Source organism: Nocardia sp. NPDC056564, from assembly GCF_042793755.1.
Classification (GTDB): Bacteria; Actinomycetota; Actinomycetes; order Mycobacteriales; family Mycobacteriaceae; genus Nocardia.
On record NZ_JBHTUR010000030.1, the window covers coordinates 32,600 to 48,589 of the forward strand.

Here is a 15,990-nt window from a genome sequence, read left to right on the forward strand (position 1 = left end):
ATTTGCGGAAGCCGACGTGACTACCACTGCAATCCGGGCACCACCCTGGCCACGCGCGCCGCGGGGCCGGGCATGGACATCAACGGCATGAGCACCGGGGCGAGCACGGTCAACGGGGTGCGACCGGTTTCGCCGGCCTGCTGCTTCGTCGCGGGCTTCTTGCCCTGTGCCGCAGTGGATTCGCCGAAGATGCGGAAGCCCTGATGCAGGATCGTCCGCTTCACCGAGGGCATGAGCAGATCGACGGCCTGCGCGAAAGTGCCCACCGGAGTGTCGATCCGGTGCGGGCGGTCTTCCAGCGCGCGCACTACGATGGCGGCGGCCTGATCCGGGTCCGGCACCGGCAGCGACTTGTAGAGATCGGTCGGCGCGATCATGGGTGTGCGCACCAGCGGCATCCGCACCGAGGTGAAAGTGATGCCCGCGTCCTTGTTTTCGACCGCGGCGATCTCGCTGAAGTTGTCCAGCGCCGACTTGCTCGCCACATAGGCGGCGAACCGGGGCACCTTGGTCTGCACCGCGATCGAGGAGATGTTGACGACGTGGCCGAAGCGCCGGGCCCGCATCGACGGCAGCAGCGCCAGGATCAGCCGGACCGCGCCGAAGTAGTTGACCGCCATGGTCCGCTCGAAATCGTGCATGCGGTCGGTGGAGTTCAGCACCGAACGGCGAATCGACCGGCCCGCGTTGTTCACCAGGTAGTCCACGTGACCGTGCTCGGTGAGGATCGTCTGCACCAGTGTCTCGACTCCGTCCGCGTCGGTGATGTCGCACGGATAGTCATAGGCCACACCACCTTCCGCGCGCACCGAATCGGCTGCGTCGGCCAGATCGTCCTTGCCGCGGGCCACCATCAGCACGGTGGCGCCGCGCCGGGCGACCGCGTGCGCGGTGGCCAGGCCGATGCCCGACGACGCGCCGGTGATCAGTACGATCCGTCCGTTGAGCGGCTCGCTGGACACCGCGGGCTGCCCGCGATGCGGGTCGAGGTGCGCGCGCCAGTACTGCCACAGCCGGTCGGCGTAGCTGTCGAACGACGGCACCGACAGGCCCGTGCCGCGCAACTGCGCCCGGGTGGAGTCGGAGATGAACTCCGCCGCGAACGAGGTGTGCGGTGCCACGGCGGCCGGAATCCCCAGCTGCTCCAACAGGAAATCGCGCACGGCGGGCACGCCGGGCAGGTGCGACAGTCCGCTCAGCGCGCGGGCGCTGAGCGGGACGACGCCGATCCCGGCGGGCGCGCCCGCGGCCGTGGCGAGCGCCCCGTACACGTCGCTGAACGGCTGTGGCTCCGGGTTCACCAGGTGGAAGGTGCGCCCGTCCAGGCCCGGCCTGCGCACCAGCGCGGCCATCGCGGCGGCCACGTAATCGACCGGCACGATGTTGGTCGCGCCGAGATCGGGCAGCGGCATGGGCAGCTCGGCCGGCAGCGCGGCGAGCTTGGCGATCGCGGCGAAGAAGTAGTACGGGCCGTCGATCTTGTCCATCTCGCCGGTGCGCGAGTCGCCGACCACGATCGCGGGCCGGTACACCCGCCAGCGCACGCCCCGCGATTCGCGGACGAGCCGCTCGGCGGCGAACTTGGTCCGGTGGTACGGCGAGGTGAGCCGCTGGCCGAGGTCGAAGTCCTCCTCGAAGAACTTGCCCTTGTGGTCACCGGCCACCGCGACCGACGAAACGTGGTGCAGCACAGCACCGATCGAGCGCGCCAGATCGATGACCGACCGGGTGCCCGCGACGTTGGCCGCGTGCGCGGTCTCCTCGTCGGCGGTCATGTCGTAGACCGCGCCGAGGTGGATCACGTGGTCGGCCCTCGGCGCCTCGCGGGTCAAGCCGAGCCCGTCCGCGGTGAGGTCGCCGACCAGCGAGAACACCCGCTCGCCGCCGTCCCAGCCGGTGGCCAGGTCGGCGAACTTCTGCAACGATTCCTCGCGCACCAGGACATGAATGACGGCGTCGGGCTCCCGGTCCAGGAGCTCCTGAACGACCCGCCTGCCCAAGAATCCGGTACCGCCCGTCACGATGTAGGTAGCCATCGCCCTCTCCTGCTGTTCATTCGAACCGTGTTGTCGCACAAGTCATCCGGCATGCAGCGGTGAATGCGGAGATTTCGGTTCGGCCGCGAGACGCAGACCTGACGCGGTAACAGCGATCGGGCCGAAAGTAGGAACCCCTTCGTCCTGACTTATGCGAAACTGTAATGGGTCCAGATCAACTCCGGCAAGCGTTCCGGGCCGGATCACGTTGTGGGACTGGTCACCCATCGGCCCAGGTCAAAGGGTAAGTGTTACAACAATTTCCAGGTATCGCACTACTGGTCAATCGTCCAATTAAGTGGGGCTACCGAACAGTTATCGCTGCGCTACTCGAGCGGCGGGCGGCTGGACCGGTGAGTTGTCCCGGAAGAGGGCCTCGAAGGCGACGAGATCGGTGGGGCCGGGGACGTTGTCGGCGCCCTCGGTGAAGACGGTGAAGCCGTCGCCACCGGAAGCGAGGAAGCTGTTGGTGGTGACGCGGTAGGCGGCGACCGGGTTCAGCGGCTGGCCCGCGATGCGGACGCTGTCGCGGATCACCTTGGCGCCCTTGGGTGCTGAGCCGGAGTAGGCATAGGTGAGGCCGGCGGGGGAGAGTATCGCGGGCTTGCTGGCGTTGTCCCACTGCTGCTCGAGCAGGCGCAGGATCTGCTGCCCGGTCAGGGTGAGGGTGACGACCTGATTGCCGAACGGCTGGACCGTGTAGATGTCGCCATAGGTGACCGGGCCCGCCTTGATATCGGCACGGACGCCGCCGGGGTTCATGAACGCCGCCACGGCGGGAACCGGCCCGGCGGTGGCCGCGAGCATGGAGTCCGCGATGACGGCGCCGAGCGGCGAGACCCCGGTCGCGTCCGGATCGTGCGGCAGCGTCGCGGCGGCCGCGCCGACCACCCGGGCCGTGCGCGGGCGGGCCTGCTCGGTGTAGAAGTTCACCAGGGCGGTGGTGGCCGGGTCGGGCGTGACGTCGCGGGTCACCACTCGATTGACCGCGGACGCCCGCACGCCGTCGGGGGAGAAGCTCAGGGTCAGGTCGGTGATCAGCCGGCCGTAGGAGGCCGCCTGCGTGACCGACTTGCCGTCGATGGTGCACACGTAGGACTGGTGGCTGTGCGCGGTGAACAGCGCCGTCACCGCCGGGTCGATGCGCTTGGCCAGGTCGGTGACGTTCGGCGTGATGTCGGCGCAGCCGTTGTAATCGACCGGGGCGCCGGCGGCGGTGCGCTGGCTGCCGCCGTCGTGCATCAGCGCGACCACCGTCTCGGCGCCCGCCGCCTTCACCTCCGGGACGTAGCGGTTGATCGCCGCCGCCTCGTCGCCGAAGGTGTACCCCCGAATGCCCTCGGGGAAAACAAGGTTCACGGTATCGGGGGTGACCGTGCCGATCAGGCCGATCGTGTGGCCGCCGGCCTGCACGAGGGTCCACGGCTTCAGCGCGGGCGGCAGCTTGCCCTCGGCGTCGGTGACGTTCGCGGCCAGGTATGGGAACGAGGCGCCGGTGAACGGTTCGCCGGGCGAACAGCCGTCCGGCGCGCAGCCGCCCTGCCGGAGGCGCGCCAATTCCATTACGCCGTGGTCGAATTCGTGATTGCCGACCGACGAGGCGGCGACCCCGATCTGGTTCATGAACGTGATGGTCGGCTCGTCGTGGAAGAGCCCGGACACCAGCGGGCTGGCCCCGATGTCGTCGCCCGCCGCGACGATCGCGCTCGCCGGGTAGGCCGCCTTCAGCCGGGCCAGGTGCGTCGCCAGGTAGGCGGCGCCGCCCGCGTCGTAGCCGGCCACCTTCCCGGTCGAGCCCGCGGGCGGCTCCAGATTGCCGTGCAGATCGTTGAGCCCGAACAGATGCACCTCGTCGGGCTTCGCCGCGCGCAGATCGTTCGTCGAGATGAGCGGGATGACCCCGGGGGCGGTCGAGGTCGGCGGGCCGCCGCCCTTGTCGTTCGAAGTGCCGCAGCCCGCGACCAAGGCGACGCTCATGATTCCGGCAACAACAGCGGCAAGCCGACGGCGCGCGTTCATTCACCGACTGTCCCACGCACGGCCCGCCGCTGCCAGCGGGGAGCACCGGTTTATCCGCCGGTGAGTGACATACTGCCTAGTCAAAGGGACAGGCATGGGTAGTTCACGACCACATGGAGGGCTCGTTCTTTGACATTCTCAGCCAAAACCGGGGCGGTGACGTGTGCGCTGGCCGCCACCGCGCTGCTGTCCGGATCCCCAGCTCGGGCCGATGATTCGCTGTTCGGCGTCGCACCGGAGATTTCGCGGCAGATTTGCGACGGTAAGGATCACGACGATCGCTGGTATCAGGAGGTCGGCGAATGGCTGGAGTTATCGCCCGCCATCTTCGAAAAGCCGGTGCACAGCGAAACCCGCGCCGAACTCTTTCAGAATCCCGCGTTCGTCCATGACACCCGGAAGGCGACCTGTGACCAGGCGGACGCCTATAACGGGAAACTGAAAGAGTTGATCACGAAGTACTACAAGCCGGGAAATCTGGCACCGGACTGCGGCACCACCCAGGGGCTCCAACGCTATATCGACCGGCGGCTTGCCGTTTTCCACTGGGTCGCCGGCAACGATTGGAACGCGGCGAAGCCGCCCGCACCCACCTGTTCGGCCTGACCCGTTTCGCACGGCCTGCGTTGGGCCGCACCGCGTTTCGCCCGGTGCGGCTCAGCGGAGGGTGTAGCCGCCGTCGGGGTAGATGGTCGAGCCGGTGGTGAAGGTGCTGGTGAAGAGATAGACGACGGCGTGCGCGATCTCGGCCTCGGTGGCGGGGCGGCCGAGCAGCGACGCGCGGCGGTACTGATCGAATGCGGCCGCGCGGACGGCGTCCGAGCGATTCGACCACAGGTGGCCGTCGACCGTGCCCGGCGAGATGACGTTCACCCGGACCGGCGCGAGTTCGACCGCGAGGCCGCGACCGAGTCCTTCGATGGCGGCGTTGCAGGCGACGTAGGCGGGCGCGAGCCCGGCGGGGCGGGCCGACGCGGCGCCCGACATCAGGACCACCGACCCGTCCTCGGCCAGCTTGGCCGCGGCCAGCCGGACCGCGTGGTACTGGCCCCAGAACTTGGACTCGAACGGTGACGCGGCAGCGGCCGGACTCAGTTCGCGCATCGGGCCGACCTGGTAGGAGGCGGCGGTGGTGAAGAGATGATCGACGCGGTCGATGCCGTCGAAGAAGGCCGCGAGCGATGCCGTGTCGCCGGTGTCGACGGTCTGCCACCTGGCCGCGTCGCCCAGTTCCGCTGCCGCCGCGGTCAATCGCGATGCGGTGCGACCGCCCAGTACGACTCGGCCGCCGGCGGCGATCACGCGCTGTGCGACCCGCAGTCCGATGCCGGAGCCGCCGCCGATCAGCACGACCGTGCGGCCGCGCAGATCTTCGGCGGCAGCGGGTGCTTCGGACCGGTCGGCGGCGCTGACCTGCGGCATAGTGCTGTCTCCCTCGCTCACGGTGGTTACTCGGCCATCGGCCGCAACCATCGGGCGATCCGAGCTATTCCCGCCTCGTGCGCTCGGTCAGCGCAGGTACCGGGCGACCGTGTCGGCCATCTGCGCGCGGAACGCGGCGGGGGAGAACGTCTCGGCGTGCGCACGAATGGCCGACGGCGGGTAGCGGGCGGGGTCGAAGTCGCGCATCGCCGTGGCGAGGCGATCGATGACGGCCTCGTCGGACCCGTGCGGGATGTGCTCGCCGGTCACGCCCGGCCGCACCGTGTCCAGCGCGCCGCCCTGATCGACCGCGAGAATCGGTGTGCCGCACGCCATTGCCTCGACCGGGACGATGCCGAAGTCCTCGACGCCGGGCATCAGCAGCGCTCGCGCGCGACGGTAGCGGTCGAGCAGCACCTCGTGGGAGGTCGCGCCGAGGAACGTCGTTTCCGGGCCGGCGAGTGCTTCGAGATGCGCGCGGAAACGGCCGTCGCCGAGGATGACGAGCCGGCAGCCGGCTCGCTGGGCGGCGCGGATGGCCAGATCCGGGCGCTTGTAGGGGACGAGCCGACCGGCGAAGAGGAAGAAGTCGTCGCGGGGGACGGTCAGCTCAGGGGTGAAGCGATCGATCCGGACCGGGGGATAGGTGACCGTCGCGGGCAGTCCCCACCAGTCGTTGACCCGCCCCGCGACGGCGCGCGAGTTGGCGACCACATGAGAAAGTCTTGGGGCGGCTCGCAATTCGGCGCGCCGCGCCAGTGTACCCAGCGCGGCGAGGGCCAGCTGACCCGCCCGCCCACCGGCCTCCCGCGCCCGGAAGTCCTTGTCCCAGGCCCATCGCGCCGGGCTGTGCACGTAGGCGATGACCGGGGCGTCGGTGGCCAAGGCCGCCTGGCTGGCGAAGGCGTGATGGCTGACGACGACGGCATCGAAGCGATCCCCGAGGGGCAGGCGCCGCAGTGCGCGGGGAACGAACGGCAGCAGCGGTGCGTGCGAGCGGCGGCCGGAGGCGGCGTAGGCCCGGCTGAGCCAGGTGTCGTGCACCGTGGTCAGCGGCGGCCGGACACCCGCGGGATCGACGATCGGTGCGAAAACCTCGGTGCTGGGCCAGGTTTCGGCCAGTTCACCGACCACCGCCTCGGAACCGCCGAACTCGGTGAACCGCTCGTGCACGATCGCGATGCGCGGCTGGGTCATTCGCGCTCCGCGGTGATCCGGCGCGGCTCGGCCCGGCGGCGGATGGCGGGCGCGACCGGGCGGCCGGCCAGCAGGCCGTCGACGCTGCCCTGTTCGATCGCCTTGCGGTACACCGCCGCCGCCTCCCGGCAGGCGGCGATCGTCGCGTCGACGTCGGCATCGGTGTGCGCGGCCGAGGTGACGAAGGACTGACCGAGCACGCCGCGCTGCAGCAACTCCTGGAGGAACAACGTGCGGAACTCCTGCGACGGTTGCCGGTCCGGGTCGCGGGTGACGAAGATCAGGCAGGACGGGCGGCCGAGCACCCGTAGGTAGTCGGCGATGCCGAATTCGGCGGCCACCGCGTTGACCCCGTCGGCCAGGCGACGGCCCGCGTGTTCCATCCGGCCGATCGGGTCGCCGGACCGATACTCGCGCACGACCGCGCGGAACGCGGCCAGCGAACCCGATTCCGGACCGTGGGTGGTGGACAGCAGGAACACCCGGTCCTGATCGGTGCGCAGCCCACCGAGTTCCATGAACTCGCGCTTGCCGGCCAGCGCGGACAGCGGAAAGCCATTGCCCATCGCCTTGCCCCAGCAGGACAGGTCGGGCCGCACCCCGTACACCGCCTGCGCACCGCCCGCCGACCAGCGGAAGCCGGTGATCATCTCGTCGAAGACGAGCAGCGCGCCGTGCCGGTCGCACAGGGCTCGAACACCCTCCAGGAAACCGGGTTCGGGCTCGGCGAGCGCGGTGGCGGCCTCCAGGACGACGGCGGCCACCGTTCCCGGTTCGAGCACGGCGGCCAGCGAAGGCAGGTCGTTGTAGCGGAATCGAACAGTGCCCGAAGCGATTTCGGCGGGGATGCCGCTGTCCATCGCGGTGGTGCCGATGAACCAGTCGTCCACCGAGAAGAACGGCTGATCGCAGACGGCGATGGCGGTCCGCCCGGTGACGGCGCGGGCGAGCCGCACCGCCGCGGTGGTGGCATCGGAGCCGTTCTTGGCGAACTTCACCATGTCGGCGCCGGGCACCAAGGTCAGAAAGTCCTCGGCGGCAAGCAATTCCAGTTCGGTCGGCCGACTGAAGCTGATCCCGTCGGCGATCGCGCGGTGCACGGCGTCGAGCACCGGGCGACAGGCGTGGCCGAGGGTGACCGAACGCAGGCCCATGCCGTACTCGATGTAGCGGTTGCCGTCCGCGTCCCAGACGTGACAACCGCTGCCGCGCACCAGGATCGGCGCCATGAACTCGGGATACTGGTCCGCGCCCCTGGCGTAGGTGTGCGCGCCGCCCGGAACCAGGTCGTGCAGCCGGGCCTGGAGTTCGTTGCTGCGGGTGAAGCGGCGGGTGCCCGCCGGTTCAGCGGAAAGAGGCTCCATGGTCTGACTCCTGGCGGGTCGGGTCGCACACGCGGAGGAACCGCCTGCGCGAATCCTCCCTGCGCGCAACGGGTTCTGCGCCTAACTGTACGTCGGCCGGATCGGCTTGTCCGCGCAACAGTGTCGCCTGTCGGTCGTTCGGTGTACAGCCGCGCGTGGTCACTGGTGCTCGGTGGAACCCGGCGTCCGTTGCGCGGACGGCGCCGAGGACTCGATGTCCGAACCGGCGACCGGGCACGAGGTGCTGGCCCACAGGTCATGGTCGCCGCGGCGGCCGGTGGCACCGACGTAGCAGCGCATGCGCCCCTCCCTGGTCATGCCGACCCGGGCGGCGATGTCGGCGCCGCGGCTGTCCGCGGGCTCCAGCGCGGTGGACACCCGGCACAGCCCGAGCGGCCCGAAGGCGTGCTCCAGCAGCAAGCGGGTGGCGGTGGCCTGGATGTCGTCGGCGTGCCCCGGCTCGGTCCAGACGAACAGGCGGGCATTGCGGTCGAACATGTCCAGGTCGAACAGCCGGGCCTCGCCGGCATACGCACCGTCGACCTCGATCGCCAGCACCAGTCCGCTCGGGGAACGCAAACCCGGACGGGCATGGACGAAGTGGCGCAGCCAGCGAACCCGGCCGTGCCGGCGTGTCCAGGTGTCGTCGGCCGCCACCGGATACGGGTCCAGCGTCGTCCGGCCGCGCACCCGCGCGTCGCGCCACCCGCGCCAGTCGGACAGCCGCCTGCTGCGGACGACGATCCGCGCGCCCTCGGTCTCGGCGAGCCGGACCGGCCGGGCGGCGCGCAGCGGGTCGAGCAGATGCAGGACGCGGCCCGCGTAGAAGCGTGCGGCGGCGGCGACCACGGCGGTCCTGGGGAACGCGTCGGTCGCGTCCGCCTGGGCGGCGGGCGGCTGCGGGGCGTGCCGGTCGTAGCGGTCCAGCCAGGACCGGGCGAACCCGCCAGCCGGCACGTCGGCCCTGGTGACCGCCCACAACTCGTGGTCGCGCCGCGCGCCGCCCACGTCGAAGTAGCGGCCCATCAGGGCTTCGCGCTGGAACCCGAGTTCGGCGGCGCCGTGCGCGGCGGCGACGTTGTCCGGCGAGATCGGTGCGGTGATGCGCTGCAGGCCGATGTGCTCGAGCCCGTAGTCCATCAGCAGCGCCGCCGCCATGCCGCCGATCCCGTGCCGGGCGACCTCGGCGTCGACCCAGATGCCGAGCTCGGCCGAGCCGGTGGCGGTGTCGATCGAGCCGAGTTCGACCTGGCCCGCGAACCGGCCGTCCACCTCGATCACGGTGGCCAGCCTGCGGCCGGCGTCGGCCTCCGCTCGGCTGGTCAAACACTCACGCACCCAATGGGTTCCGCAATGCCGCGCGGCCCAGTCCAGCGTGGAGCTGTACCAGAACGGCTCGATGAAGCGCCGGTCCCGTAGCCGGATCCGCCGCCAGTGTGGGTAGTCCGCGATCCGCGGTGGCCGCAGCACGACGGTGTTGCCGTGCAGCGACACCGGGCCGAGACTGATGCGCGCCAACGATTTCGGGCTGGTCGACATCGGCGCCTACTCGCGGGGCCGGTTTTTGCCCAGTGACATCGTCTTGAGCACGCCCTCGGTGGAGACGGACAGCCGCCAATATGTCCCTGACGCGTCTTTGAGTACGATTCCGCCCTCGGTCTGCTCGGAAAGCCAAGTCCCGCTGGACAGTACCGCCGACCGCAGGGCGCCGTCGGCCGATTGGGTCTGAAAGACGTCGGTGTCGCCGCGTCCGGCCCGGCCGACCATGGTCCCGGTGAACGTCGGCGCGTGCATGCTGGTCCGGCCGAGCACGTGCCAGTGCGGCGGGAAGAGGGTCGGGTTGAGATCATCCGCCGCCGTGGAGATCAGGTTCACCGCGGTCCCCTCCGGACAGCCGTTCGGATCGATCCGCAGCTCGACGGGCGGCTTCTCCAGGTCCTTGTCGAACTGGACGTTGGCGAGATAGGGCTGGCGGCAATAGATCAGATCGAGGCCGACCGAGCGCGCGGCGACCTTGCAGTTGATCATGCCGAACTGCGCGGGCCCGCCGCCGCCCGCCTTGCCGACGGACAGCGCGACCTCGGCGCCCTCGAACCAGACGTTGGTGAGCCACCAGTCGTTGGCCGCGCCGTCGATCAGGATGTGCTTGTCGGTGGTCTTCGGGTCGGAGTCGGAGACGAATTCGACGTTGGTGAGCGCCAATCCGGCGTTGTGGTCGTTGCCGGTGCCGAGCACGCCGACGTAGTTGCTGGTGAGCTTGGACGAGGTGACGTAGTTCTGGATACAGGAGGTGACGATGCCGATGCCGAAATTGTTGATGTCGCAGTTGAGGAACGCGGTGCCGCCGGTGTTGCCCTCCAGCACCACGCCGCGCTGCTGGAGGTAGCGCGGATGGTTCTCGGCGATGTGGTTGCCGCGGATCACCACCGAATCGAACGAGCAGCGAAAGCATTCCGAGAGCAGCACCGCCGTCGCCTTCGGCCCGGATAGGTAGAAGCCGAGCCGGGCGAAGCGCACCCGGCTGCGCCGGCGCAGCGAGATGAGCGTGGTATCGGCCGCGCAGTTGACCACCGTGACGTCGGCGCCGTCGCCGAGAACGGTGGCGTAGTCGCCCAATTCGGGCCACGCGGTCACGTTGTAGTGCCCCGCGGGTAGGTACATCACCAGCGGCGCGTCCTTGACCGCGGCCGCGGCGGCGATGGCCGCCGTGTCGTCGGCGACGCCGTCGCCGATCGCGCCGAAGTCGCGCACATTGCGCGCGGAAGGCGCGTCGGTGACATGCGGGGAACGGAATTCGATGTTCGGTGTCGCCGGGGACTCGCTGGTGTCACAGGCCGCCAGGACCGGCACCGCACCCACCGCACCCAGCGCGGCGGCGAGCATGCTCCGCCGGCCGACCGTCTCGTGGCGACGAACCACTTCGTTGCTCACAGCCGCAGCCTCCCGGTAAGTCGCTGCAGCCGGTTGCCCGGCTGGCTGTACGCTACCGCGCCGGTCAGCTTGTTGTCGCCGAATGTGGCCAGGGCGCCGCGCAATTGCGGCGCGCTGGTGCTGCCGAGCAGCACGACGGCGATGGTCTGTTCGCACAGCGGGGCGAGTGCGATGGCGTCGGCGGCGTGGGTGATCGGTGCGGTCTGCACCACGACATGGTCATAGTCGGTGCGGAGTTTCGCGACGATCGCCGCGAACCGTTCCGACGCGAGCAGGTCCGGGGTCTGACTGTCGGCCTCGCCGAGCGGCAGCACGGAGACACCGGTTTCGGCCCATCCGGTCAACGCGTCGTGCACGGGTGTGGTCCCGCGCAACACCCCGGCGAGGCCGACGCCGGTGTTCGCCAGGGCACGCGAACTCCCGTTGCCCGTGGTGTCGGCGTCGATGAGGACCACGTTGGCGCCCATGTCGGCGAACGACTTGGCCAGGGTCATCGCCACGTCCGGCTCGGACCGCGCCGAAAGACTGGTCAGCAGCAGGGTTCTGGCCTCGCCCTCGCGGAGTAGCCGGGTGCGCAACCTGCGGGTCTCGTCCGGCGCGCCGGGGCGGCCCGCGTCGATGATGCCCAGGATCGGCACCGGCAGAATGGCTTCCAGGCTGTTGGAGGTGCGCAACGTGCGGTCGGTGCGGTCGCGGACGAAGGCGCCCGCGCAGCCCAGCGCGAGACCGGCCAGCAGGCCGAGGAACAGGATGCGCGTCGACTGCGGCCCGCTCGGCCCGGACGGCACCTCCGCGCGGTCGACCACGGTGATCCTGGCCGCCGGCGCGGCATCGCGCTCGATCGTCTCCAATTCGTCGACGAGCCTGCGGAATTGGGCGACCGCCGAGTTGGCGAAGTCGCGCGCGCCCTCGGCGGTCGAGGCCTGCACGGTGAGCACGATGTTGGTGGTGGCCGGCGGGGAGTACGCCTTGATCCTGCTCTGCACCTCGGCGACGGACAGCTTCAGCCCGAGGTCGTCGATGACCCGCTTGGCGACGGTGGTGCTGGTGGCCAGGTCCAGATAGGAGCGCACGCGCTGCTGGGCGGCCAGCCCACCCTGGTAGGAGTCGTTGACCGAGGTGCCGGTCGCCATCGACACATACATGCTGCTGGTGGCGACATACGTGGTGGGCAACGTACTCAGGTATCCGGCCGATGCGCCTAGGCACAGCACCACCACCGCGACGATGATGACCCAGCGCCGGCGCACGATATGCCAATAGTCGATCAACCCCATGGGGACTCTCTCTGTTCGATGGTGGATGCCCCGACGAATTGCGCGCTGCGCGCGTCTTGCCCTGCGGTAGAAGTCGTTTCGATCCGGGTACGCCGCCGGTACTCGCGGACCACCAGTGCGATGAGCCAGGCCAGCACGGCGGCCTGCAGGAATTTGCCGAGATTCTCCATGCTGCCGAGGATTCCGCGTTCGAACAGCGCCGAGGCGCCGGTCATGGCGAGCCCGAGCACCACGACCGGGAAGAAGCGCGAGTACAGCGCCCTGGCCCAGGCGAGCAACAGCAGGAAGGTGAACGCGGCACAGACGACCACGCCCGGATAGCCGCCGAGCACGAAGCCCTCGTTGAGATTGCCCTCGGCCAGCGAGACCGACACCTTGGTCATGTCGACCGAGGCCCCGCGCACCTCCATCGCCCACTCGGTACCGGACTGGAACTTGGTCGTGCCGAGGAGCTGGCTGGGGACGAGACTGTAGGTGGCGTGGCGCAGCGCCTCGGCGGGGGTCAGCCAGAAGCCCGGCTGGTGGAAGTAGGCGTCGGTGGCGGCCTCGAGCAGGTCGAAGCGGCGCAGGATGCTGAGGAACGGCTGCACGATCGGCGGATAGCCGGAATCGGTCAGCGCCGATTCGGCCTTCGCGTACTGGGTCTGCTTCAGCGATTGCAGCCAGCCGAACCCGCCGATGCCCAGCACGGCGATGGCCGCGACCGAGACCGCCTTGCGCTTGGTCCAGCCGAGGATGGCGAAGCGGACCGCGACGGCCATCGCCGCGCCGATGATCGGGGTCTTCGATTCGACGATCGCGGTCCAGGCCAGCTCGCCGAGGAGCAGTCCGCCGATGACCAGCCAGGTCGTGCGCGGCCGCTCGGGCCGGATGAAGATGATCAGGCCGAGGGCGGCGATCGTGGCCAGGATGGCGACGAAGGCCAGGATCGGATTGGCGCTTTCCACATCGCCCGCGCTGCCGATGGAACCGGAGGCGTAGGACGCGGCCCGGCCGAGCAGGCCGACGCCGTACATCGCGGCCAGGGTCGGCACGAAATCCGGGTCGCGGGTGAGCGACGGTTGTTCGGCGGGTGGGTGCCGCCGGGCCCACAGGGCATAGGCGACAACGAATCCCGCGTACACCCACAGGCCGAACACGACGTGCTGCAACACCAGCGCGATGCCGCGATCGTAGCCGAGCAGAACCAGGCGCGGGTCCGGCACATTGTCGCCGAAATGCGGTTGCGGCTGCACCCACAGCAGCACCACGGGGCGCGCGACATACGACAGCGACCAGAACGCCGCCTGCGCGATCAGGAATACCCGGGCCACGCCCGGAATCCTGGTGGCCGCCACCGCGATGGTGGCGAGCGCGAGGGCGATCAGCAGCACCTCGGTGGTGGCGGTCATGACCGGGACTCAGCTGATCGCATGGATGATCTCCCGCGCCCGGTCGACATAGCGGTGATCGCCCGCCACGATCCGCCGATATCCGGCCTCGGCCACGGCGTCGGCCTTGTCCGGATGCGCCGCGCACCAGTCGAGGATCGCGGACAGCTCGTCGGCGGTGGTGAACAGGAAGCATTCGCTGGTGTCCTGCAACAGCTCCGCGTGCTCGTCGGTGCGCTCGCCGACGAACAGGCCACCGGCGGCGGGTACTTCGAAGGTGCGGCAGGTGTGGGTGTCGCGGTTGTCGGAGTTGAGCAGGACCAGGTTCGCGGTGACGCCGGCGATCACCTCGGAGTAACGCTCGCCGTAGACCGCGCCGCCGATTTCGGCTCCGGTGGAACGCAATTCGGGGACGCGCCGCCATCCGGGCCCGCGCACGAGCATGCGGGAGCCGTGGGTGCGGGCGAGGCCGACCAGTTCGGCTCGGCGATCCGGGCGGCACACGCCGATGAATCCGACCAGGAACCGGCGGGTTCCGCGCCGCGCGGCCGGGTGATGCCAGGCCGGGTCGTAGGCGCTGCGCACGAAGGTGACCGCGCGGGCGCCCCGATCGCGCAGCTCGGCAACGTTGTGCCGCTTGGTGGTGACGATGTGATCCCAGTCCGCTTCGTGCGCAAGGTATTCCGCGCTGGTGTTCGCGGGATTGGCCACGTCGTCGGGGCTGTAGTGCACATGCAGTCCGGCGGGCAGCTCGAGCAGCCTGCGCTGATCGAGGTGAATGCCCTTGAACGCGAACACCAGGTCCGGCCGGAACGCCGCGGCGGCCTGCTCGATCTCGGTGTGCAGGGCGTCGACGTTCCAGGGTGCGCGGCGCCGCGCGAGCTTCGAATAGACCCAGGGCGGCGACAGTCTGGCCGGCAGGGTGACCCGGGTGGTGTCGACGACGACCACGTCGTGCCCGGCCTGCCGGAAGCCGTCGGCGAGCGAGTGGGCGTTGCTGCCGACCCAGTCATCCCCCAGATAGAGAATTCTCATGTCCCGCCCTCCTCCCGCATCAGCACAATCGCGGGGTCGGGGGCGGTCGTTACTCGCTCGCGGTTCATCAACGTACGGATTCGCAGCAGATACCAAGCGGCGACGGTGAATTCGACGACCACGGTGCCGTAGACCAGCGTCCACACCGAGTGCGTGCGGAACGCGATGCCCAGGGCGACGGCGGCCACGCAGGTGCCGAGCACGGCGCCGATCAGCACGCCGGTGGTGTCCTGGCGCACGGGGAGTACGGCGGTGGTGACGAAGGAGGTGATCGCGGTCGCGGGCAGCACGAAGATCTCGACCCGCAGCAGTCCGGTCGCGGCGGCGAAATCCTCGCCGAACACCAGGTGGATCAGCCAGGGTGCGGTCAGCCAGACCGCGACGGCCGCCACGGCCGCGGTACAGACGCAGGCGAGCAGGGCCTGCAGGGCGTGCCGCCAGAAGTTGTCGTCGGTACTCTTGCGCGCCATCCGCGGCAGGAGCGCGAAACCGATGGGGTCCAAGGTGGATTGGATGGCCCGGACCAAACGATCCCCGGCCGAATACAGACCGAGCGATACCGCGTCGAGGACCGCCGAGTAGACCGCCGCCGCGCCCTGCCCGTAGCTCGTCACCAATAGTCGGGAGATGAAAACCGGTGCCCCGGTACGCAACACGGTGCGCACGCCGCGCGGCCGGGTCGGCGGGCCGAAGGTGCGCAGCGAGTCCCACCAGGTCAGCACGACGGTGGGAATGGACGACACCAGCAGGCACAGCACCGCGACCTGGGCATTGGGCATGCGCGGCAGCACCGCGACCAGCAGCACGAGATAGCCGATCCGGCCGACACCCTGGTAGGCGGTGGAGGCGCCGAAGCGGCCCTGCCCGATGAGCAGCCAGTCCTCGGATGCCGACCAGAACCCACCCGCGAACAAGCCGAGCAGGATCATCTCCAGATGGATGGGCGCGCCGACCGCGTAGCTGAACAGCAGCGCGACCCCGAGAACGCCGAGCGAGCTCGCGCGGATGGCCAGGTAGTCGCCGCGCAACTGGTTGATGTGCCGGAGGCGGTCCCCGCCGAGGCCCGCGTCGTGCACCCGGGCGGCCAGATACGAGGTGATGCCGAGGTCGACCAGCAGCGAGCCGATGAAGTAGGCCGACATGCCGATCGCGAGCAGGCCGAGCCCGTGCGTGCCGAGCACCCTGGCGGTGAGCGGAACGGTCACTATGGTGACGACGTACTGCCCGTACTTGCCGAAGCTGACGTAGCCGATATCGCGGATGATGCCGAGAAAGCCCATGCGGTGCTGCGGAGCTCGGCGATGCGTCGCGCCGGCGGCTTGCGTGCGGTCCGGGACCT

General features: G+C 69.8%; 12 protein-coding genes. 1 reads left to right on the forward strand and 11 read right to left on the reverse strand.

Annotation, left to right across the window (positions count from 1 at the left end; all coding sequences use genetic code 11):
- Positions 1 to 20: 20 nt before the first annotated feature.
- Positions 21 to 2,036 (reverse strand): SDR family oxidoreductase, encoded by a 2,016-nt coding sequence (locus ACFQ9K_RS42390; protein WP_378984447.1) that lies wholly within the window; start codon positions 2,034 to 2,036, stop codon positions 21 to 23.
- A gap of 315 nt (positions 2,037 to 2,351) precedes the next feature.
- Positions 2,352 to 4,055 (reverse strand): bifunctional metallophosphatase/5'-nucleotidase, encoded by a 1,704-nt coding sequence (locus tag ACFQ9K_RS42395; protein ID WP_378722264.1) that lies wholly within the window; start codon positions 4,053 to 4,055, stop codon positions 2,352 to 2,354.
- Positions 4,056 to 4,184: 129 nt separating this feature from the next.
- On the opposite strand from ACFQ9K_RS42395, the gene ACFQ9K_RS42400 reads away from it, so the two are divergent.
- A complete protein-coding gene (locus ACFQ9K_RS42400; RefSeq protein WP_378722265.1) occupies positions 4,185 to 4,661 on the forward strand; it encodes a hypothetical protein in 477 nt (158 codons plus the stop codon).
- Between the two features lie 51 nt (positions 4,662 to 4,712).
- Here ACFQ9K_RS42400 and ACFQ9K_RS42405 read toward each other — a convergent pair whose 3' ends face one another.
- The 9 genes from ACFQ9K_RS42405 to ACFQ9K_RS42445 all read right to left on the reverse strand — a co-directional run bounded on the left by ACFQ9K_RS42405 (position 4,713) and on the right by ACFQ9K_RS42445 (position 15,931).
- Entirely contained in the window at positions 4,713 to 5,477 is a 765-nt protein-coding gene (locus ACFQ9K_RS42405; RefSeq protein WP_378722266.1) for an SDR family oxidoreductase, read from the reverse strand.
- 87 nt (positions 5,478 to 5,564) lie between these two features.
- The gene (locus tag ACFQ9K_RS42410; protein ID WP_378722267.1) at positions 5,565 to 6,674 is read right to left on the reverse strand and encodes a glycosyltransferase; all 1,110 of its coding nucleotides are present in this window, start codon (positions 6,672 to 6,674) and stop codon (positions 5,565 to 5,567) included.
- Positions 6,671 to 8,038, reverse strand: a complete 1,368-nt coding sequence (locus tag ACFQ9K_RS42415) for a glutamate-1-semialdehyde 2,1-aminomutase (protein ID WP_378722268.1) — start codon at positions 8,036 to 8,038, stop codon at positions 6,671 to 6,673. Before ACFQ9K_RS42415 ends, ACFQ9K_RS42410 begins: the two co-directional genes overlap by 4 nt.
- 159 nt (positions 8,039 to 8,197) lie before the next feature.
- The gene (locus tag ACFQ9K_RS42420; RefSeq protein ID WP_378722270.1) at positions 8,198 to 9,577 is read right to left on the reverse strand and encodes a GNAT family N-acetyltransferase; all 1,380 of its coding nucleotides are present in this window, start codon (positions 9,575 to 9,577) and stop codon (positions 8,198 to 8,200) included.
- A gap of 6 nt (positions 9,578 to 9,583) precedes the next feature.
- Positions 9,584 to 10,921: a glycosyl hydrolase family 28-related protein gene (locus ACFQ9K_RS42425; protein ID WP_378722284.1), complete on the reverse strand. Its 1,338-nt coding sequence runs from the start codon at positions 10,919 to 10,921 to the stop codon at positions 9,584 to 9,586.
- Between the two features lie 44 nt (positions 10,922 to 10,965).
- On the reverse strand, positions 10,966 to 12,246 hold the full coding sequence (locus tag ACFQ9K_RS42430; protein ID WP_378722271.1) for a Wzz/FepE/Etk N-terminal domain-containing protein: 1,281 nt from the start codon (positions 12,244 to 12,246) through the stop codon (positions 10,966 to 10,968).
- Positions 12,237 to 13,637, reverse strand: a complete 1,401-nt coding sequence (locus ACFQ9K_RS42435) for a hypothetical protein (RefSeq protein ID WP_378722272.1) — start codon at positions 13,635 to 13,637, stop codon at positions 12,237 to 12,239. Before ACFQ9K_RS42435 ends, ACFQ9K_RS42430 begins: the two co-directional genes overlap by 10 nt.
- 9 nt (positions 13,638 to 13,646) lie before the next feature.
- On the reverse strand, positions 13,647 to 14,651 hold the full coding sequence (locus tag ACFQ9K_RS42440; protein WP_378722273.1) for a glycosyltransferase: 1,005 nt from the start codon (positions 14,649 to 14,651) through the stop codon (positions 13,647 to 13,649).
- Positions 14,648 to 15,931, reverse strand: a complete 1,284-nt coding sequence (locus ACFQ9K_RS42445; RefSeq protein ID WP_378722285.1) for a lipopolysaccharide biosynthesis protein — start codon at positions 15,929 to 15,931, stop codon at positions 14,648 to 14,650. Before ACFQ9K_RS42445 ends, ACFQ9K_RS42440 begins: the two co-directional genes overlap by 4 nt.
- Positions 15,932 to 15,990: the final 59 nt, after the last annotated feature.

Coding starts and splice junctions, on each gene's coding strand:
- ACFQ9K_RS42390 (WP_378984447.1), bottom strand. CDS start 2,036: ATGGCTACCTACATCGTGACGGGCGGTACCGGATTCTTGGGCAGGCGG.
- ACFQ9K_RS42395 (WP_378722264.1), bottom strand. CDS start 4,055: ATGAACGCGCGCCGTCGGCTTGCCGCTGTTGTTGCCGGAATCATGAGC.
- ACFQ9K_RS42405 (WP_378722266.1), bottom strand. CDS start 5,477: ATGCCGCAGGTCAGCGCCGCCGACCGGTCCGAAGCACCCGCTGCCGCC.
- ACFQ9K_RS42410 (WP_378722267.1), bottom strand. CDS start 6,674: ATGACCCAGCCGCGCATCGCGATCGTGCACGAGCGGTTCACCGAGTTC.
- ACFQ9K_RS42415 (WP_378722268.1), bottom strand. CDS start 8,038: ATGGAGCCTCTTTCCGCTGAACCGGCGGGCACCCGCCGCTTCACCCGC.
- ACFQ9K_RS42420 (WP_378722270.1), bottom strand. CDS start 9,577: ATGTCGACCAGCCCGAAATCGTTGGCGCGCATCAGTCTCGGCCCGGTG.
- ACFQ9K_RS42425 (WP_378722284.1), bottom strand. CDS start 10,921: ATGCTCGCCGCCGCGCTGGGTGCGGTGGGTGCGGTGCCGGTCCTGGCG.
- ACFQ9K_RS42430 (WP_378722271.1), bottom strand. CDS start 12,246: ATGGGGTTGATCGACTATTGGCATATCGTGCGCCGGCGCTGGGTCATC.
- ACFQ9K_RS42435 (WP_378722272.1), bottom strand. CDS start 13,637: ATGACCGCCACCACCGAGGTGCTGCTGATCGCCCTCGCGCTCGCCACC.
- ACFQ9K_RS42440 (WP_378722273.1), bottom strand. CDS start 14,651: ATGAGAATTCTCTATCTGGGGGATGACTGGGTCGGCAGCAACGCCCAC.
- ACFQ9K_RS42445 (WP_378722285.1), bottom strand. CDS start 15,931: ATGGGCTTTCTCGGCATCATCCGCGATATCGGCTACGTCAGCTTCGGC.